Below are 17890 nucleotides of genomic sequence, written 5' to 3'. Positions count from 1 at the left end.
TCCCAAACGCGAACAACCGAGAGTACGATGGCGGAGACGAAAGTAAAGGCTACCCCAAGCGCTTCCAATTCGGCGAAAAAATCGTCGAACAAGAAGACTACCCCAAAAGCGGACGGTGCCACCGATACGGTGAAGCAGCCCGATCCGGTATTGCCCCCGACGCACGATCAGCAGCCCGAGGAGAATGCTCCCCGCGCTACTTCGCCCGCCGAGCCCCAGTTCCCGAAGGAGACCTACCTGACTTGGTACGAGCAAATGCAGTTGATGCGTAAGTTCGAGGAAAAGGCTGGTCAGCTCTACGGGCAACAGAAGATTAAGGGTTTCTGCCACCTCTATATTGGTCAGGAAGCCTGCGTGGCAGGCGCCGTGTCGGCCCTGCAGAAAGGCGACAAGTGGATAACCGCTTACCGCGACCATGCCCACCCCTTGGCTCTGGGCACTTCGCCCAATGCCATCATGGCCGAGCTGTATGCCAAGGCTACCGGTTGCTCAAAAGGCAAAGGCGGCTCGATGCACATGTTTGATAAGGAAGTGAATTTTGTTGGTGGCCACGGCATCGTGGGCGGTCAGGTACCAATGGGTGCTGGCTTGGCCTTTGCCGAGAAATACAACAAGACCGGCAACCTCTGCATTTGCTACATGGGCGATGGTGCCGTTCGTCAGGGCGCCCTGCACGAGGCCTTCAACATGGCTATGCTCTGGAAGCTGCCGGTCATCTTCGTAGTCGAGAACAATGGCTACGCCATGGGCACCTCGGTACAGCGCACGTCGAATGTGACCGAGCTCTACCATATTGGCCGGGGCTACGACATGCCCTCGGAGCCGGTGAACGGTATGAACGTAGAGGATATTCACGATGCCGTAGCGCGTGCCGCTGAGCGCGCCCGCGCCGGCGAAGGCCCCACGTTCCTGGAGTTCAAAACCTACCGCTACAAAGGTCACTCCATGAGCGACCCGGCAAAATATCGTACCAAGGAGGAACTAGAAGACTACCGTTCGCGTGATGCTATCGAGTCGGTCCGCCACACCATCCTGACCCATAACATGGCGACGGAAGAAGAGCTGACGGCCATCGACGAGAAGATCAAAGCGCAGGTACAGGAGTCAGTAGAGTTTGCGGAGAACTCGCCTTTCCCAACTGCCGACGAGCTGTACAAAGACGTTTACGTGCAGCAGGATTATCCTTACATCCGCGACTAATCCCTTAAGCGGAGTTTTACCCGGCTGTCCGGCCGCCCTTTTGAAAGCCTAGTAATGTCTAAGATTCCTTACACGCGCAATAGCCCGCAGAACCGTCCGCAGCCGACTCAGGTCCCCGCGGATCCTAACCAGCCCATAGAAGGTGAGTTGGTGCCCGAGCATCCTCTACTCGAGGATCCTGATGCCTTGGCTGCCCGGCTTGCTAACTCGGAAGATTTTCTGCGTCGGAACAAGAACATTCTGCTTGGCTTACTGGCGCTGATCGTGCTGGCGGTGGTCGGTGCTTTCGGCTATTACACTTGGCGCTCGTCGCAGGATAGCAAAGCCCAGGCGGCCATGTTCCAGGCCGTAAACTACTGGGAAGCCGACTCGCTGGCCAAGGCCATGAAGGGGGATGGGCAGTACGACGGCTTGGAAGCAATTGCCTCGGAGTATAGCGGAACCAAAGCCGGCAACCTGGCTAATTTCTATGCCGGGGCTGCCGCGCTGAAGCAAGGCCAGTTCCAGGCGGCAATTGATTACCTGGAAGACTTCAGCTCTGATGATCTGCTGGTGCAGGCTCGGGCGTATTCCTTGCTGGGTGATGCCAATATGGAACTCAATAAGTACAAGGAGGCGGCTGATCTGTACAACAAGGCCGCTAACCATAACGCCAATGAGTTCTTCTCGCCCGGCTACCTGATGAAGGAAGCCACGGCCCGCGAACTAGCCAAGGATTACGAAGGAGCTATCAAGGCTTACGACAAGATCCTGACAGACTATCAGAATGCTCAGGAGGCCAACGAAGCCAAGCAGTTCAAGGCTCGCGCCGAAGGATTGAACGGCAAGTAAGCATCCCAATGGGAACCTAAGGAGCTGCGCTTTTCCGCAAGGAAGGCGCAGCTTTGTTTTATAGTAAATCGACCACCGAACTGAAGAAGGCCATGGCTACTTCCCTGAAAAACCTAAGCGACTACACCGCCAATAACTTCGTCGACATCTCCGATAAGCGCTTTGGATTGGTCGTAGCCGAATGGAACCGTGAAATCACCGATGTGCTGGCACAAGGGGCCCACGAAACTCTCCTAAAGCACGGCGCCAAGGAAGAGAACATCTACCGCAACAGCGTACCCGGCAGCTTTGAGCTAACCCTAGGAGCCCAGTTCTTAGCCCAGCACGAGGAAATAGACGCCGTGATTTGCCTAGGCGTAGTTATCAAAGGCGACACCAAGCACGATGACTATATCAACCACGCGGTGGCCCATGGCCTAACCAACGTAGGGTTAAAGTTTAACAAGCCCGTTATTTTCGGGCTAGTGACAACCAACAACTTAGAGCAGGCTTTGGACCGCGCTGGTGGCAAACACGGCAACAAAGGCGTAGAGGCGGCGGCGGCGGCAATTCATATGTTGGGCTTTTAGTGTTGAGGTTACCAGAGAAGTGCCGCAAAGAAAAATCGTAGCTGGCTGATTATCGGACAAAAGCGTAGCTTTGCGGCCAAATAGCGCGGGAATACGCCGAAACCGGAAGCCCAATCTGTGCGGGAGGCTCAACAGCAAACTTATTTGAAAGGTGTGCTGTTAAAAAGCCAAATATGCCGGTGTTTTGCTAAGACGTTGCTTGGTAAGAACTTAATATTTAATTTGTTAACCTCTCCCTGAACCCCCATGAGTGAAGAAAACCTACGCTATTCCAGGGAAGAACTGGCTGAGTTTGCGGAAATTATCCAAGATAAACTCAACGCAGCCCGCAAGGAAGTAGCATTCATCAAAGAAACCCTGAGCCGCCGCAACGATTCGGGTACCGACAACACTGCTTCCTCCGCCAAAGTGCTGGAAGACGGGGCTGATACGGCTGAAAAGGAAAGCATGAACCAGCTGGCTTCACGCCAGATGAAGTTCATTCAGCAGCTTGAAAACGCGCTGGTACGCATCAAGAACGGTACCTACGGCGTGTGCATCGGCACGGGCAAGCTGATTCCTAAGGAACGCCTGCGTGCGGTACCGCACACTCAACATTCCATCGAAGCTAAGATGGCACGTCGCGACTAGCCGCGTTCCACACCTACACTCCTTGCCCGGACTTTCGGCAGGCGGCTCTTACCAGCCGCGCCGCTAGTCCGGGCACTGTTTTCTGGGCTACTGCGTTAGTCCGCTGCTTATCTATCTCCGCATAACTTTTCAACCTGTACCGTAGCGATACGGCACGTATACTTGCAACCATGGGCAAGAAACATAACGATGACAATCCGGCCCGGCGCGGGCGCACCGGCGACCAACCAACCGGCAATTTTAGTAACAGCGGTGGTCCGCGCAAATCCTTTTCCCGACCCGGCGAAGGAGGATTTGGGGGCAGCCGCTCCGGCAATGAGGGTGGGAGACGGGACTCTTCCTCCCGGCCTTCTTTCGACCGCTCCGGTAGCCGTCCTAGTTCAGGCGGCAGCAAGCGCTTCGGCGGCAACGAAGGTGGTCCGCGCAAGTTTGGCAGCGGGCCCGGCGGCTTTGGTCGCAATGAGGGTTCGGGCAGCCGTGGCAGCTTCGGTGGTTCGCGCCGCGATGGAGGAGACGAGCGTCGTTCCTTCGGCCGCGACAACGAGCGGAATGGCTTCCGCCGCAACGATGAGCGCCGTGATGAACGTCCGGCCCGGCCTTACGAGCCCAAGGCCAACTGGCCCGGCCAGCCCTATCAGCAGGAAGGCAAGCCTGCCGTACCCCGCGGGGGCGCCGGTGAGCGTAACCGGAAGTTCAACAAAGTAAACCCCTTTGTTCAACCCAAGCCCAGCATGCCCGAGCCGCCGGTCGATTTTCATCGGGAGGAGCGCGACGCCGACACGGGACCTAACCGCGCTATTCGACCGGCTCGGCCTTTCGATTTTCGCGGAGTACCCGAGGGTTTCAACCGCGAGGAGAAGCCCCGCACGGAGCGGTCGGAAAGCGGTTTTGGTCGGGAGGAGCGCCGCAGCACGCCCGACCGTCGGGAAAGCGGCTTTGGCAATCGTAGCTTCGGCGAGCGGCCCAGCTTTGGCAGCAAGCCCTACGGCGACAAGCGGGAAGCTCGTGGGGATTCTAAGCCCCGTACGTTTGGCGACAAGCCGGCGTACGGCGATAAGCGGGAAGCACGGCCCTACGGCGAACGTTCGGAGCGCCCCGTGCGGCCTGCTTTCGAAAACCGGGCCGACAAGCCCAAGCGTGGCGAGGTAGCTGGGGAAGCCCCCGATTACAAAAACCTGCGCCACTACGAGGAAGATAAAACCCGGGGTAACAAGCGCCGGCGGGTTGAGGAAGACACGCATGCCGACACGACGCGCCTGAACCGCTACATTGCGAATGCCGGTATTTGTTCGCGTCGGGAAGCCGACTCGCTGATTGCCGCTGGCGAAATTCGCGTGAATGGCGAAGTGGTTACGGAAATGGGTTACCAGGTGCAGCCCACCGACACGGTGCAGTATGGCAAGACCAATCTGAAGCGCGAGAAGCACGTGTACGTGTTGCTCAACAAGCCCAAGGATTTTCTGACCACTACGGACGACCCGGAAGGCCGCCGCACGGTAATGGAACTGGTCGCTTCGGCCTCGCGGGAGCGTATCTTCCCAGTTGGCCGTCTCGACCGTAATACCACAGGCCTGCTGCTTTTCACCAATGACGGAGAAGTAGCGCAGAAACTTTCGCATCCTTCGCACAAGAACAAGAAGATCTACCAGGTAGAGCTGAACAAGCCCCTGACGGAGGAACACCTGAAGCAGATTGCGGCCGGCCTCGACCTGGAAGATGGCAAGGCAGAGGTGGATGATGTGGCTGTGGTGGCGGGCAACCCACACTTTGTGGGCATTGAACTGCACCTGGGCCGCAACCGTATCGTGCGCCGCATCTTCGAGCATCTGGGGTATGAGGTAGTCACCCTAGACCGGGTACAATACGCGGGCCTGACCAAGAAGGACCTGCCCCGGGGCAAGTGGCGCTTCCTGACGGAAAAGGAAGTGATTCGTCTGAAGTATTTCCTCTAACCAAGCAACCTGCAGGCTGGCTGTTGACTCATACAGCCAGCCTGTTTGGTATACTACCCCAGGTATCAGCAACCTGAACAAGGGGACGCAAGTCCGGAAGGCCGCCCCGCTATTGTTATTCTTTCCATGCGTACCCTAACCCTTGATATTGGCAACACCACCGTGAAGTACGGCTGCTTTGCTGGCGACGTGCTGCTCGAAGCGGCCTTAGCCGAGTCGATAGGGCAGGTGAGGTACTTACTGGAACGGCTACAGCCCGACCACGTCATCGTTAGCTCGGTGGCCGAAGATACGGCCGCTTGGGCCCGGCAATGGCAGAAGCAGATTAAAGGCAAGGTGCTGGAGTTTGTGCCGGCCACGACGCCTTTGCCCATTCGCAATGCCTATGCCACGCCACACACGCTCGGGGCCGACCGGCTGGCAGCGGCCGTCGGTGCCGCTTGGTTTTGGCCCACGCACGATACGCTAATCGTCGACGCGGGTACTGCCATTAAATGCGACTGGGTGGAAGGGGGGCACACGTTTCGGGGCGGCAGTATCGCGCCGGGGCTGCGGCTGCGGTTTGAGGCCCTGCACACGTTTACCGGCCGCCTGCCGTTGGTAGCTATGCCGCCGGATCTGGCTGCTCCCGTGGCGTGGGCCGGCGACGACACGCAGGCCGCCATTCGCAGCGGCGTCCTCAACGGGGCGGTGGCCGAAGTAAACGGATTTATTGAAGCATATCAGGTTCAGAATCCGGATCTGCGGGTCGTGCTGGCCGGGGGCGATGCCGGCTTTTTCCAACCACGGCTGAAAGGCCGTATCTTTGTCATTCCGGAGCTCGTGCTCATTGGGCTTCACCGAATACTGGTGCATAATGTTGAAAACTAACTCGGCTGGCTTTGTAGGGCTGGTAGTACTGGGCCTGATGGCCGCCCCCAATGTCTATGGCCAGGGCCTGGGCAACTCTCCCTATTCACGTTTAGGGCTAGGCGACTATGTTCCCAACCTGGGAGGCGTACGCCAGCAGGCTATGGGCGGAGTCGGCTTGGCGTCGCCCAATAGCATTAATGTCAACGATATCAACCCGGCCCTGCTGTACTATACCGGCCGTACCACCTATGAAGCAGGATTTAATGGACAGTACAAAACCCTGCGTAATGCTACTTCAACCAATAAAACCGGTAGCGGCAATTTGGGCTATCTGGCCCTAAGTCTGCCCATCTCCAAAAGCTGGGCGGCGGCTATTGGTCTTAAACCCTTGAGCTCGGTGGATTACGAGTCATTTACGAGCGAGTCTATCGCCAATGACCCCAGCGGGTTGCTGGTAGAAAAGCGGCAGAAGGGAGAAGGTGAAATTACGGAAGCGTACATGGCCCATGCCTTTCGCCTGGCCAAAGGGCTGACGGTGGGTGCCACGGCTTCCTACGTCTTCGGCACTATCGACGAATCCATTGCCACCACGGTGAAGTCGCCCGTCGATGACCCTACCACGACTGAGGATAATAATCCTACGACCTCAGCCGTAGCCGACAAGATGCGTTACTCCGACTTCACCTTCCGGGGTGGGGTGCATTACCGGGGCAAAGTCAACGACAACCTCAACTACAACCTGGGCGCAGTTCATACCTTCCAGACCAAACTAAACGGTACCCGCAGCACTTCGCTGCGCCGGGAAGATGTGCAGGGAGTACTGATAGAAGAACTGGCCTTGGTCAATGACCAGAAGGGCTCGGCCACGCTGCCAGCCCTAACGCAGTTGGGCATTACGCTCGATAACAACAAGAACTGGAGTGCCAGCGTGGATGTATCCCAGCAGCAGTGGTCCAAGTTCAGAGGGTTCTCGGGTTCCGGTGCCAACACGGCGCTGAATAACACCGTGCGGGTAGGCATTGGCGGCGAGTTTGCTCCCGATCCTACTTCGGTCGATAACTACTTTAAGCGCGTCAGCTACCGGGCTGGGCTGAGCGTAGGCCAGATGCCCTATCGGCCCAACGGCAAAGCTCTCTACGACCGGGCCGTAAGCTGGGGCTTTGCCTTTCCAATGCCTTCAGCCACCCCGCTTGATGCTACCATTATCAGCCTAGCTTTCAGCTACGGGCAGCGGGGCAATACGGAAAGCAGTACCCTGACCGAAAACGGAACGTCGCGCGTTATCAGCAATGTAAAGGAGGACTATGTCCGGATGCAGCTGGGCGTGACGCTGAACAACCGTTGGTTTATCAAACGCAAGATTGAGTAAGCTACCCGCTGTTATGCCGGCTACCCGCGTGCATTATTGGCTGCTTTGGGGCTCGTTGCTGGCGACGGTCAGTAGCTGGGGCTGCAAGAAAAAGGATACGGAGGTAGCCAAGAAAGTGGTGTACAAAGGCCCCGCCGCCGAAACCACCAATGTGCTGACGCTGCTCAGCGACTCGGCAAAACTTCAGATTCGCCTGACGGCCCCCATCGAGCAGACCTACGAAACCGGTGACCAGATCTACCCCAAGGGCGTGAAGGTGAGTTTCTACGGGGAAGGTGGCCGCACGGTCATCAACACCCTGGAAGGCAACTACGCCAAGTACGACAAGGCTAAAAACCTGTACGTGGTGCGGGGCGACGTGCGCGTGGCCAACCAGGTCAAGCAGCAGAAGATGAATACGGAAGAGCTGTTTTATGACCGGGTGAAAGCCGTCATCTACACCAAGCCCGAAACTCTGGTCCGGGTCGAAACCCAGACCGAAATCCTGACCGGCAATGGCCTGACGGCCAACCAGGACTTTTCGCTCTACAGTATCCTTAATCCAACGGGCATCTTTACGATAAACCCGGACGCGCCAAAACAATAACTGCCTTCTATAATGCGCATTGACCCGTCTTTGTGGCGCACAGTCCTGTTTTCGGTCGGCGTGGTCACCTTCGTTATTGGCGTGTATCAGACGCTGGTCGAAAACAACCCGAAGGTGCCCATGGAAAGCTTGCAGCGCAATTACTGGCTGTTCATGATTTCCCTGGCCTGCATTATGTACTACCGCTACCTCAAACAGCGGGAAAAGGAAGCCACCTTCCTGGCCCAGCAACAGAACAAACCCAAAACGGCGGCAAACCCCGGTAAATCGAAACCGCGCAAGAAGCCCCGAAACTAGCTTTCTACCTGAAACTTGCACGCCCGGACTAGCCTCCGGGCGTGCTTGCGTCGGGCTAACTTTGAATGTCCGGCGGATTCTGGTTATTTTGCACCTCTTTCTACTTTTTTACCGCGCTTTTTTTCAAGTAAATGGCATTAATTAACACGATCCGAGAAAAATCGAGTTGGGCGGTTGGCATTGTTGCCATCGGCTTGCTGCTCTTTATCGTCGGGGGCGACCTGATAGGCGGTAAAAACCGCCTGTTTAACCGTAATGAGAATTCGGTAGGCGAAATAGCCGGCGAAAAAGTAGATTATGAAGCTTTCCAGGCGGCCTTAGAGCAAGCCAAGCAAAACTACATTTCCCAGCAGGGCCGCCAGCCCGACGAGCAGGCCATGGGCTACCTGCGCGACCAGGCCTGGAACCAGACCATCTACCGCATTGCCTTCTCCAAGGAATTCGAAAAGCTGGGCATCACGGTTTCCGACGACGAGCTGACCGACATGGTGCAGGGTAAGAATATTCACCCCAGCATCCGCCAAGCCTTCACCGACCAGCAGACCGGCCAGTTCGACCGCACCAAGGTGATTGAGTACCTGCGCAACCTCGACAAGCTGCCTCCCCAGGCCCAGGACGCCTGGCGCAACTTCGAAGCCAACCTGCCCCAGGAGCGCATGGGCAACAAGTACAACAACCTGCTTAAGCTCTCGACTTACGTGACGACGGCGGAGGTGAAGCAGTACAACGAGAACCAGAACACCCGCGCCAGCATCCGGTACCTGTTTGTGCCGTACTTCTCTATCTCGGACTCGGCCGTAAAGGTGAGCGATGAGCAGTTGCAAGCCTACCTCGACAAGAATAAGGGCCGTTACAAAGTAGAAGCCGGTCGGAGCGTGGAGTACGTCTCGATTCCGGTTACGGCTTCGGTCGAAGACAGCACCGCGGTTCGCAAGCAGGTAGATGAGCTGGCTGCCCAGTTCCGCACCGCCCCCAACGACTCGCTGTTTGCCAAGCTGAACACGGACCCCGAGCACCCCTACAGCTCAGCCTACGTGTCGCCGGCCGATATGCCCGAGAAGCTGCGTCAGCAGCTGCCCCTCACCGTGGGTCAGGTATACGGCCCCTACGCCGAGAATGGTCTGTACTCTATCTTCAAAGTAACTGGTCAGAAGGCCGGTGCTCAGGCTGCCGCCCGCGCCAGCCACATCCTGATTAAGCCCGAAGGCGCTACGCCCGAAGCCAAAGCCGCCGCGCTGGCCAAAGCCAAAGACGTACTGGCCAAAATCAAAGGCGGGGCTGACTTCGCCGCCATGGCTCGTCAGTACGGTACCGATGGTACCACCGCTACCGGTGGCGACCTGGGCTGGTTTACCCAGGGCCGTATGGTGCCCGAGTTTGAGAAAGCCGTGTTCGGTGCTACCTCGGCCGGCCTGCTGCCTAACCCGGTAGAAACCTCATTCGGCTACCACATCATCAAAATCACGGCGCCCAAGACCAGCCAGACCTACCAGATTGCCGCTGTGCAGAAAGGTATTGCTCCTTCGGATGCTACCCGCGAAGCTGCTTACGCCCGGGCTCAGGAGCTCAAGGGCAAGGCTACGGACCTGAACTCGTTCCGGGCCGCCGTGGCCGCCGACAAAACCCTGCAGAAGCAGGAAGCCAAAGGCCTGAGCAGCGACGCCCGTGCCGTAAACAACCTGCAGAATGCCCGGGAACTGGTGCGCTGGGCCTACGGGGCTGGCCAAGCCGGTAAGGAAACCAAAATCGGTGACGTATCGGAAGTGTACGAAATCGGGGACCAGTACGTAATTGCCGTGCTCACCGAAGAGCGCGCCAAGGGCACGGCCGACGTAGCCAGCCTGAAGCAGGAGCTGTCGGCGGCCGTGCGCAACGAGGAGAAAGCCAAGCAGATCATGGCTAAGCTGAACGGTAAGAAAGGCACGCTCGAGCAGATTGCGGCTGCCTACGGCCCCACGGCCCAGGTGAAAACGGCCGACAATGTGGTGCTGGGCACCGGCGTAATTCAGGGCCTGGGCGGTGAGCCGCTGGCCGTGGGCAAAGCCTACGGGGTGAAGCCCGGTCAGCAGTCGGCTCCCTTCCAGGGCGAGCAGGGCGTACTGATTGTGGAGCCCGTGAAGATTGAAAAGCCCACGGTGCCGACCGACGTAAAAGCCGTGCGGCAACAGCTGACGGCCCAGCGTACGGCCCGTGCCGATGGCGCCATCTACGAAGCCGTGAAGAACAATGCCAACATCAAGGATGAGCGCACCAAGTTCTTCTAGGCCGCTGGAAATCTAAAAGCACCAGAAAGGGCTGTATCTTCGGGTACGGCCCTTTTTGTTTAGTAACCAACGCAGCCTCATCTGCCGCTACCCCCTCTTTCGATTGGAGAAGATTCTTCCCTGTGGAGGTTTTACGTTTACCAGTTGGTTTTTGCCCCTAAATGAATGAAAGTAAGCCGTGGCCGGTTTACTGTCTCAGATTACTACCTGTTTGAATTCTGCGCTATGCGTCATTTTTCTTTGCGTCGCCTTGTAAAAGTTGGTCCGGCTCTGGTGCTGTGTGTGGGGTTGGGGCTACAGCCGCTACAGGCCCAGGACGACGGTGGCATTGCCTTGGCCCGGGAGTATGCGCGCAAGGGCGAAAATGAAAAGGCCGCCTTTCTGTTTGGGCGCCTGCGCAGCGAAGAACAGGCCGCTCCCAACGTACTGCCCGAGTATCTGACCGTTCTGGAAAACCTGAAGCGGTATAAGGACGCCGAAAAATTGGTCAAAAAGGCCATTCGGCAGCGGCCTGAGGAGTCGTCCTACGGCGTGGCGCTGGGCGGGCTCTACACCGCCGCCGGCGACCAGCCCGCTGCTACCAAGCAGTACGAGCGGGTGATAAACCAGCTGACGGCTGCGCAGGTCGTGCCCGTGGCCACCGAGTTTAACCGCCGCAAGCTGCCGGAATGGGCCGAAAAAGCCTACCTCAAGGGCCGGATGCTAGCCAAGACTGATACCGAATATGCCCCGCAGCTAATTCAGCTCTACACCCAGGCCGGGCAGACCGACAAGGTGATGACCGAAACCTTGCGCCTGGTGCAGGACGATGAGCAGCAGCTGCCTTTCGTGCGCAATATGCTCCAGAACAGCCTGCGCGAGGACAAAGACTTAGATGCTTTGGAAAAGGTGCTGTTTGCCAACGTGCAGAAGTTTCCCGAGCGGGCCGTGTACAGCGAGTTGCTGCTGTGGCTGCAGATGCAGCGCCGCGACTTCACCGGGGCTTTGGTGCAGGCCAAGGCCCTCGACCGGCGCAGCCGCACCGAAGGAGCCCGGGTGATGGAGCTGGCCGCCATTGCCCAGCGCAACAAAGACTTCGAAAGCGCCATTGCTGGCTACGAGTATATAACCCGCGAGTACCGCGGCGGCATGTACTACCGCCTGGCCCGGCAGCGCCTCGTGCAGGCCCGCGAGGAGCAGGTACGCTCTTCCTATCCGGTAGACCCAGCCAAGATTCGGGGCCTGATAGGAGAGTACCAGAACGTGCTGACCGAACTGGGCAAAACGCCCGAAACGGCCCCCGTGCTGCGCAACATGGCCGCGCTGTACGCCTTTCAGCTCGATGAGAAAGACAAGGCCATGGCCATGCTACAGGAAGTCATCGACCTGCCGCGGGCCAGCCTCGATGTGGTGGATGAGGCCAAAATCAATCTGGCCGATATCTACGTGCTCCGCAGTGAGCCTTGGGAGGCCACGCTGCTGTACTCGCAGGTAGAGAAGTCGCACAAAGACTCGCCCGTGGGCTATGAGGCCAAGTTGCGCAATGCCCGCCTGAACTACTATGCCGGCGACTTCAAGTTGGCCAAAAGCCACCTGGACATCCTGAAAGAAGCCACCAGCCGCGAAATTGCCAACGATGCTATGCAGCTTAGTTTGCTCATCACTGATAACACGGCCATGGACACTTCCGGCGTGGCCCTGCGCGACTATTCGGCCGTGGAGCTGCTCGTATTCCAGAACAAGCTCGACGCGGCCTTGAAGGGCCTGGATAATCTCTTACAGAAATACCCCGGCCACGCCCTCACCGACGATGCCTGGTATTTGAAGGCCCAGCTGCAGCGCCGCATGGGCGACTACCCGGCCGCCCTGACCACCCTGGAAAAGATTACGGCCAATCCGAAGTACGACGTGCTCAGCGACGACGCGCTGTTCCTGACGGCCAGCATTGCCGAGGAAAATTTGCAGGACCGCGAAAAAGCCAAGACCCTCTACAACCAGCTGCTCGTGAAATACCCGGGCAGCATCTACACGGCCGAGGCGCGTAAGCGCTTCCGCAAGCTGCGCGGCGACGCGGTGAACTAGGGGCCCGCTAGCGGAAGAAGAGAAACATGATGGCCAGTGCCAGCAGAAATATCAGGTACATCAGCCCGTCGGTCAGGATGTATTGTTTGTACTGCTTGTAAAAGGCAATCAGCTTTTTCATGGCAAGGGGCTGGCACGGGGCTGGGGCAAAAATACGAATTAGCCCCCGCCTTCCCGGGCAACAGGCGGGAGGACCGCAGTTTTCTTCTTACTTTTGAAGATAACGCCCGTAAGGGCCCGCCGCCGAATCATGGAAAAAAGATGGATCCGCAAGCCTGCGCCTGAACCTACGAAGGTGCGGCACCTGGCCGACGCCCTGCGCGTAAATGAGGCCATCATCGCGCTGCTCTGTCAGCGCGGGGTGTGTTCTTACGACGAAGCGTACGAGTACTTCCGGCCTAGCCTTGCCCATCTTCCCGACCCGCTGCTGATGCGCGACATGGACCGGGCCGTAGAACGCCTGCTCACGGCCCTGCACGAGGGCCAGAAGGTGCTGGTGTTCGGCGACTACGACGTGGACGGCACGACCTCCGTGGCCGTGGTGTTTTCTTATCTACGCACCCTGTTTGGCCCCGAGCGGGTCGATTACTACATCCCCGACCGTTACAAGGAAGGCTACGGGATTTCCGACGCGGGCATCGACTACGCGGTAGCCCAGAACTTCAGCCTCATCATCGCCCTCGACTGCGGCGTGAAGGCCGTCGACCGGATTGAGTACGCCAACGAGCGGGGCATCGACTTCATCATCTGCGACCACCACTTGCCCGGTACCGAGCTGCCCAAGGCCGTGGCTGTGCTCGACCCCAAGCGCACCGACTGCGAATACCCCTTCAAGGAGCTTTCCGGCTGCGGTGTGGGCTTCAAGCTGATGCAGGCGCTGTGCCAGCACCTCGGCATGGACCAGGGCCCGCTCTACGAGCTGCTCGACATGGTGGCCATCAGCATTGCCGCCGATATTGTGCCTATTACCGGCGAAAACCGCATTCTGGCCTACCACGGCCTGCGCCTGCTCAACGACAAAGTGCAGGGCCAGCGCCCCGGCGTGGCCGCCCTGCGCGAACTGGCGGGTCTGCGCGACGGGGAGCTAACAATTAGTAGCCTGGTGTTCGGCTTTGCGCCCCGCATCAACGCGGCCGGCCGCATGGGCGACGCCAAACGCTCGGTGGCTATGCTGCTGGCCGAAAGCAAGGAGGAAGCCGTGGAGAAAACCGGGGTGGTGGATAAAACCAACATTGAGCGCCGCGGCTTCGATACCAGCATCACCAAGGAGGCGCTGAGTATGATTGAGGACGACCTGTCCTTGCGCAATGCTCATTCCACGGTGCTCTACAAAGAAGATTGGCACAAGGGGGTTATCGGCATCGTGGCCTCGCGCTGCCTCGACAAGTACTACCGGCCCACCATCATCCTGACCCAGAGCAACGGCAAAGCCACCGGCTCGGCCCGCTCGGTGGTCGGCTTTGATGTGCACCAGGCCATTAGTGAGTGCGCCGATTTGCTCGACCAGTACGGCGGCCACATGTACGCGGCGGGCCTCACGCTGCCCGTAGAAAATGTGCCCAAGTTTCGGGAGCGGTTCGAGCAGGTGGTGGCCGGCCGCATCCTGCCCGAGCAGCTGATTCCGCCCGTCGAAATTGACGGCGTGCTGCGCCTGGAAGAAATTACCGACAGCTTCTACAAGCTGCTGCACCAGATGGAGCCTTTCGGCCCAGGCAATCCTAACCCCGTATTTGAGTCGGAGTACGTGTATGCCACTCCCGATTCCGCTCGTATCGTCGGCAACTCCCACCTCAAGCTCACCCTGACCCAAGACGGCCGCCACACCGTGGATGCCATCGGCTTCGGCCTGGGCGAGTACCACGAGCGAATCACCGATGGGCACCCGTTTAACGTGTGCTACACGGTCGAAATCAACGAGTACCGGGGCCAGAAGAGTCTGCAGCTTCGGGTGAAGGATATTCGGTGGGTAGAATAGGCGGCGCGGGTTGGTTTAGGGCGAAGCGGGTGTAGTAGCCTTAGGCTTCGCATACTGCCCTACCCACCAAATCAACGCGGCCTGCAGCGGCAGGCGGGCCCAGGCCAGCCAGGGCGCTACCCCGAGTCCGGCCCCGCTGGCCTGGGCCATGTATACGTTGGCCGGAAATACCGCCACTAGCAGCACTATTAGCCCCCAAGCAGCCCAGCGGCGGGTGCGGTAGGGTAGCAGCAGTATTCCTAACGCTACCTCGGCTGCACCGCTGAGCCAGACCAGCTCCCGATGCCAGGGCAAGTAAGGCGGCATGATGCGCAGATACGGCTCAGGCTTGATGAAATGCAGTATCCCGGCTCCGATAAAGAGCAGCGCCAGCGCATACAGGCTTATGGTTTTGGGACGCGGCATACCGGGTGAGTGCCTTAAATAGCTCAACATACGGATTCATCCCGCAATTTGGGCTGCCCCGGCGTACTGCGTACCTTCGTTAGCCGTTGTACGCTCTGCTATCATCCGTATTTCCCTCTTGCATGAAATTGTTTTATCTCGCCCTGGGGCTGGGAGTAGCTGCGGCTACGCCGGCGCTAGCGCAGCAGCCCGCCGGCTATCAGATTGCCCTGGACCTGGAACACGCTACCAACGACCGGGTAAAAGTAATTATCAATACGCCGCCGGTGAAGGAGGCTCAGGCCACCTACGTGATGCCGTCGGTGGTGCCGGGGTCGTATTCCAAGAAAGACTACGGCCGTTTTGTGCAGGACTTCGTGGCCCTGGACCGCAAGGGGCAGAAGCTGAAAGTGAAGCAGCAGGGCCCCAACCTGTTTGTAATCGAAAAAGCCCCCAACCTGGCCCGTATCGAGTACTTGGTGGACGACACCTGGGATGCTAAGCAGGATGATGGTTTTATCTTTCAGCCGGGTGGTACCAACTTCGAAGCCGGCCAGAACTTCGTACTCAACCACTACGGGCTGTATGGCTACCTGGAAGGCTACAAGATGCAGCCCTACCAGGTGACGGTGGCCAAGCCGGCCGAACTCTACGGTGCTACCTCTTTGCCCGCCCGCCGCGCCACCCCAACTCAGGATGTATTTACCGCCGCCAGCTACGTGGAGCTGGCCGACTCGCCGATTCTCTACAGCCGCCCCGATACAGCCAGCTTCAGTACCGGCGGGGCCCGGATTGCGGTGTCGGTGGTGTCGGAAACCGGGACGGTGAAGGCCGCGCAGGTGCGCGAGATTATGCGCCCCATGGCCGAAGCCCTGACCAAGTTCTTTGGCCAGATGCCCGTGCCGACCTATCATTTCCTGATGTATTTCCCGAGCTTCTCCTCGCCGCTGGCCAGCAAAAACGGGGGCTACGGGGCTATGGAGCATAGTTATTCGTCGGTGTATTTCCTGCCCGAAGTGCCCGGCGAAGACCGGCTGCGCAGCATGGTGCAGGAAGTGGCCTCCCACGAGTTTCTGCACATGCTGGCCCCGCTCAACATCCACAGCCGGGAAATTGGCGAGTTCGACTTCCGCAACCCCAAGATGTCGCAGCACCTGTGGCTCTACGAGGGCGTTACCGAGTACATTGCCCAGCTGGTGCAAGTGCGGGGCGGGCTGAGTACTCCCGACCAGTTTCGGGAGCGGATGAAGGAGAAAATCGGCAAGGCGGAAAAGCATCCGTCGGTGTCCTTCACCGAAATGAGCCGCAAGATTCTGGAGGCGCCTTACAAAGACATGTACGACAACGTGTATGACAAGGGCGCCCTTATTGGTTTTCTGCTCGATATCCGCATCCAAGAGCTGAGCCAGGGCCGCCAGAGCCTGCGCGACGTGCTGCTGGCCCTGCGCGCCAAATACGGCCCCACCCGCTCCTTCGAAGACAGCCAGCTGATTCCCGAGTTTGTGGCCCTCACCAACCCGGCCCTGCAGCAGTTCTTCGACCAGTACGTTATCGGCAACCAGCCCTTGCCCTACGCCGAGTACTTCGCCAAAATAGGCTGGCGCTACCAGGCCGTGGGACAATCGACGGTCAAAGCCTTCGGGCGGCTGGGCTTCAGCTACGACACCGAGAAAAAGCAATTCCTGGTCGCCAGCACCAAGCCCGACCAGAACGCCTTCAGCCTCCAGGAGGGCGACGTCGTATTGGCCGTCAACGGGACGCCCGTGGATATGGGCAACGCCGAAAAGCTGCTGCGCCCCCTAGTAGAGCCCACGACCAACGACGTAGTGAAAATCCGGTTTCAGTCGGCCGGCGCCAAAGCGCCCCAGGAACGGCAGGCAACCCCGCGGGAGTTCGACGTGGAAATCAAAAACATGCTGGAGGAAGCCGCTCAGCCCACGCCGGCTCAGCTGCAGCTGCGCACCCAGGTTCTGAAGCCGCTGAGCTAGCTGCTACAGGACCTGGGCTGCCCGCCAGGCTTCTGCTTTCTAACGCCTACCTTTGCCGTAATGATTCTGCGCGCTGAAAACCTCGTCAAAACCTACAAGTCCCGCACTGTCGTCAACAACATGTCGTTGTCGGTAGAACAGGGAGAAATTGTGGGCTTGCTCGGGCCCAACGGGGCTGGCAAAACCACCTGCTTCTACATGACGGTCGGCATGGTGAAGCCCAACAGCGGCAAGATTTTCCTCGACGACGAAGAAATTACCAAGCTGCCCATCTACCAGCGGGCCCGCCGCGGCGTGGGCTACCTGGCCCAGGAAGCCTCCGTTTTTCGGGATTTGTCGGTGGAAGAGAACATTCTGTCGGTGCTGGAAATGACGGACCTGCCCAAGCAGGCCCAGCGCGACAAGGTAGAGGAGCTGCTGGCCGAGTTCAGCCTGAACCACGTGCGCAAAAACCTAGGGCGGGTGCTGAGCGGGGGGGAGCGGCGCCGCACCGAAATAGCGCGGGCCCTGGCCGTAAATCCAAAGTTCGTGCTGCTCGACGAGCCCTTCGCCGGCGTCGACCCCATTGCTACCGAAGAAATTCAGGGCATTGTGGCCAAGCTTAAAAACAAGAACATCGGCATTCTTATCACCGACCACGATGTAAACTCCACGCTCAGCATCGTCGACCGGGCCTACCTGCTCTTCGAAGGCAAGCTGCTCAAAGCCGGAACCGCCGAGGAGCTGGCGGCCGACGAAACCGTGCGCCGGGTGTACCTGGGCAAGAACTTTGAATTAAAGCGGAAAATATAATCTTCGGGCCGGGAGTGGGAGCAGGCCGGCGTGCGGCAGCTATGTCGGCGCGGTTTGCGTATACGCCCCACCCCTCCAACGAAAGCTGCGCCGAAAAGACTGGTGACTAGTACTTCCGGCGCCACGTTCTAAACCGGCAA

15 protein-coding genes are annotated in these 17890 nt (G+C 58.6%); 14 read left to right on the top strand and 1 reads right to left on the bottom strand.

Annotated elements, in window-relative coordinates; all coding sequences use genetic code 11:
• Positions 1-27 precede the first annotated feature (27 nt).
• From pdhA to recJ, 12 genes are all read left to right on the top strand, one after another.
• Positions 28-1200 (top strand): pyruvate dehydrogenase (acetyl-transferring) E1 component subunit alpha, encoded by a 1173-nt coding sequence (gene pdhA, locus E5K02_RS17645; protein WP_135396521.1) that lies wholly within the window; start codon positions 28-30, stop codon positions 1198-1200.
• A gap of 54 nt (positions 1201-1254) precedes the next feature.
• Complete coding sequence (locus tag E5K02_RS17640; RefSeq protein ID WP_167856472.1) at positions 1255-2031, top strand: tetratricopeptide repeat protein; 777 nt, start codon at positions 1255-1257, stop codon at positions 2029-2031.
• A gap of 92 nt (positions 2032-2123) precedes the next feature.
• Positions 2124-2600, top strand: a complete 477-nt coding sequence (gene ribH / locus E5K02_RS17635) for a 6,7-dimethyl-8-ribityllumazine synthase (protein WP_135396520.1) — start codon at positions 2124-2126, stop codon at positions 2598-2600.
• Between the two features lie 246 nt (positions 2601-2846).
• Entirely contained in the window at positions 2847-3230 is a 384-nt protein-coding gene (locus E5K02_RS17630) for a TraR/DksA family transcriptional regulator (protein ID WP_135396519.1), read from the top strand.
• A gap of 170 nt (positions 3231-3400) precedes the next feature.
• Positions 3401-5182, top strand: a complete 1782-nt coding sequence (locus E5K02_RS17625) for a pseudouridine synthase (RefSeq protein ID WP_240737336.1) — start codon at positions 3401-3403, stop codon at positions 5180-5182.
• A gap of 126 nt (positions 5183-5308) precedes the next feature.
• Positions 5309-6052, top strand: a complete 744-nt coding sequence (locus tag E5K02_RS17620) for a type III pantothenate kinase (protein WP_135396518.1) — start codon at positions 5309-5311, stop codon at positions 6050-6052.
• Complete coding sequence (locus E5K02_RS17615) at positions 6039-7403, top strand: hypothetical protein (RefSeq protein WP_135396517.1); 1365 nt, start codon at positions 6039-6041, stop codon at positions 7401-7403. The genes E5K02_RS17620 and E5K02_RS17615 overlap by 14 nt, the downstream gene beginning before the upstream one ends.
• Positions 7404-7416: 13 nt before the next feature.
• Entirely contained in the window at positions 7417-7989 is a 573-nt protein-coding gene (gene lptC, locus E5K02_RS17610; protein WP_135396516.1) for an LPS export ABC transporter periplasmic protein LptC, read from the top strand.
• A gap of 12 nt (positions 7990-8001) precedes the next feature.
• Positions 8002-8286 carry a hypothetical protein gene (locus E5K02_RS17605; protein WP_135396515.1) on the top strand — a complete coding sequence of 95 codons (285 nt, stop codon included), beginning with the start codon at positions 8002-8004 and terminating at the stop codon, positions 8284-8286.
• 131 nt (positions 8287-8417) lie between these two features.
• Entirely contained in the window at positions 8418-10550 is a 2133-nt protein-coding gene (locus E5K02_RS17600; protein WP_135396514.1) for a peptidylprolyl isomerase, read from the top strand.
• A gap of 225 nt (positions 10551-10775) precedes the next feature.
• A complete protein-coding gene (locus E5K02_RS17595) occupies positions 10776-12611 on the top strand; it encodes a tetratricopeptide repeat protein (RefSeq protein WP_135396513.1) in 1836 nt (611 codons plus the stop codon).
• Between the two features lie 250 nt (positions 12612-12861).
• Entirely contained in the window at positions 12862-14586 is a 1725-nt protein-coding gene (gene recJ, locus E5K02_RS17590; protein ID WP_206025979.1) for a single-stranded-DNA-specific exonuclease RecJ, read from the top strand.
• 15 nt (positions 14587-14601) lie between these two features.
• Here recJ and E5K02_RS17585 read toward each other — a convergent pair whose 3' ends face one another.
• Positions 14602-14991 carry a DoxX family protein gene (locus E5K02_RS17585; protein WP_135396512.1) on the bottom strand — a complete coding sequence of 130 codons (390 nt, stop codon included), beginning with the start codon at positions 14989-14991 and terminating at the stop codon, positions 14602-14604.
• 122 nt (positions 14992-15113) lie between these two features.
• Between E5K02_RS17585 and E5K02_RS17580 the strand changes: the two genes are divergently transcribed.
• Both E5K02_RS17580 and lptB read left to right on the top strand, forming a co-directional pair.
• On the top strand, positions 15114-16958 hold the full coding sequence (locus tag E5K02_RS17580; protein WP_135396511.1) for a M61 family metallopeptidase: 1845 nt from the start codon (positions 15114-15116) through the stop codon (positions 16956-16958).
• A gap of 60 nt (positions 16959-17018) precedes the next feature.
• Complete coding sequence (gene lptB, locus E5K02_RS17575; protein ID WP_135396510.1) at positions 17019-17750, top strand: LPS export ABC transporter ATP-binding protein; 732 nt, start codon at positions 17019-17021, stop codon at positions 17748-17750.
• The last annotated feature ends 140 nt before the right edge of the window (positions 17751-17890 follow it).

The sequence above is a fragment of the Hymenobacter metallicola genome, from assembly GCF_004745645.1.
GTDB lineage: Bacteria > Bacteroidota > Bacteroidia > Cytophagales > Hymenobacteraceae > Hymenobacter > Hymenobacter metallicola.
Note: the sequence above shows the minus strand (reverse complement) of the source record. Positions and strands in the feature narration are given on the sequence as shown.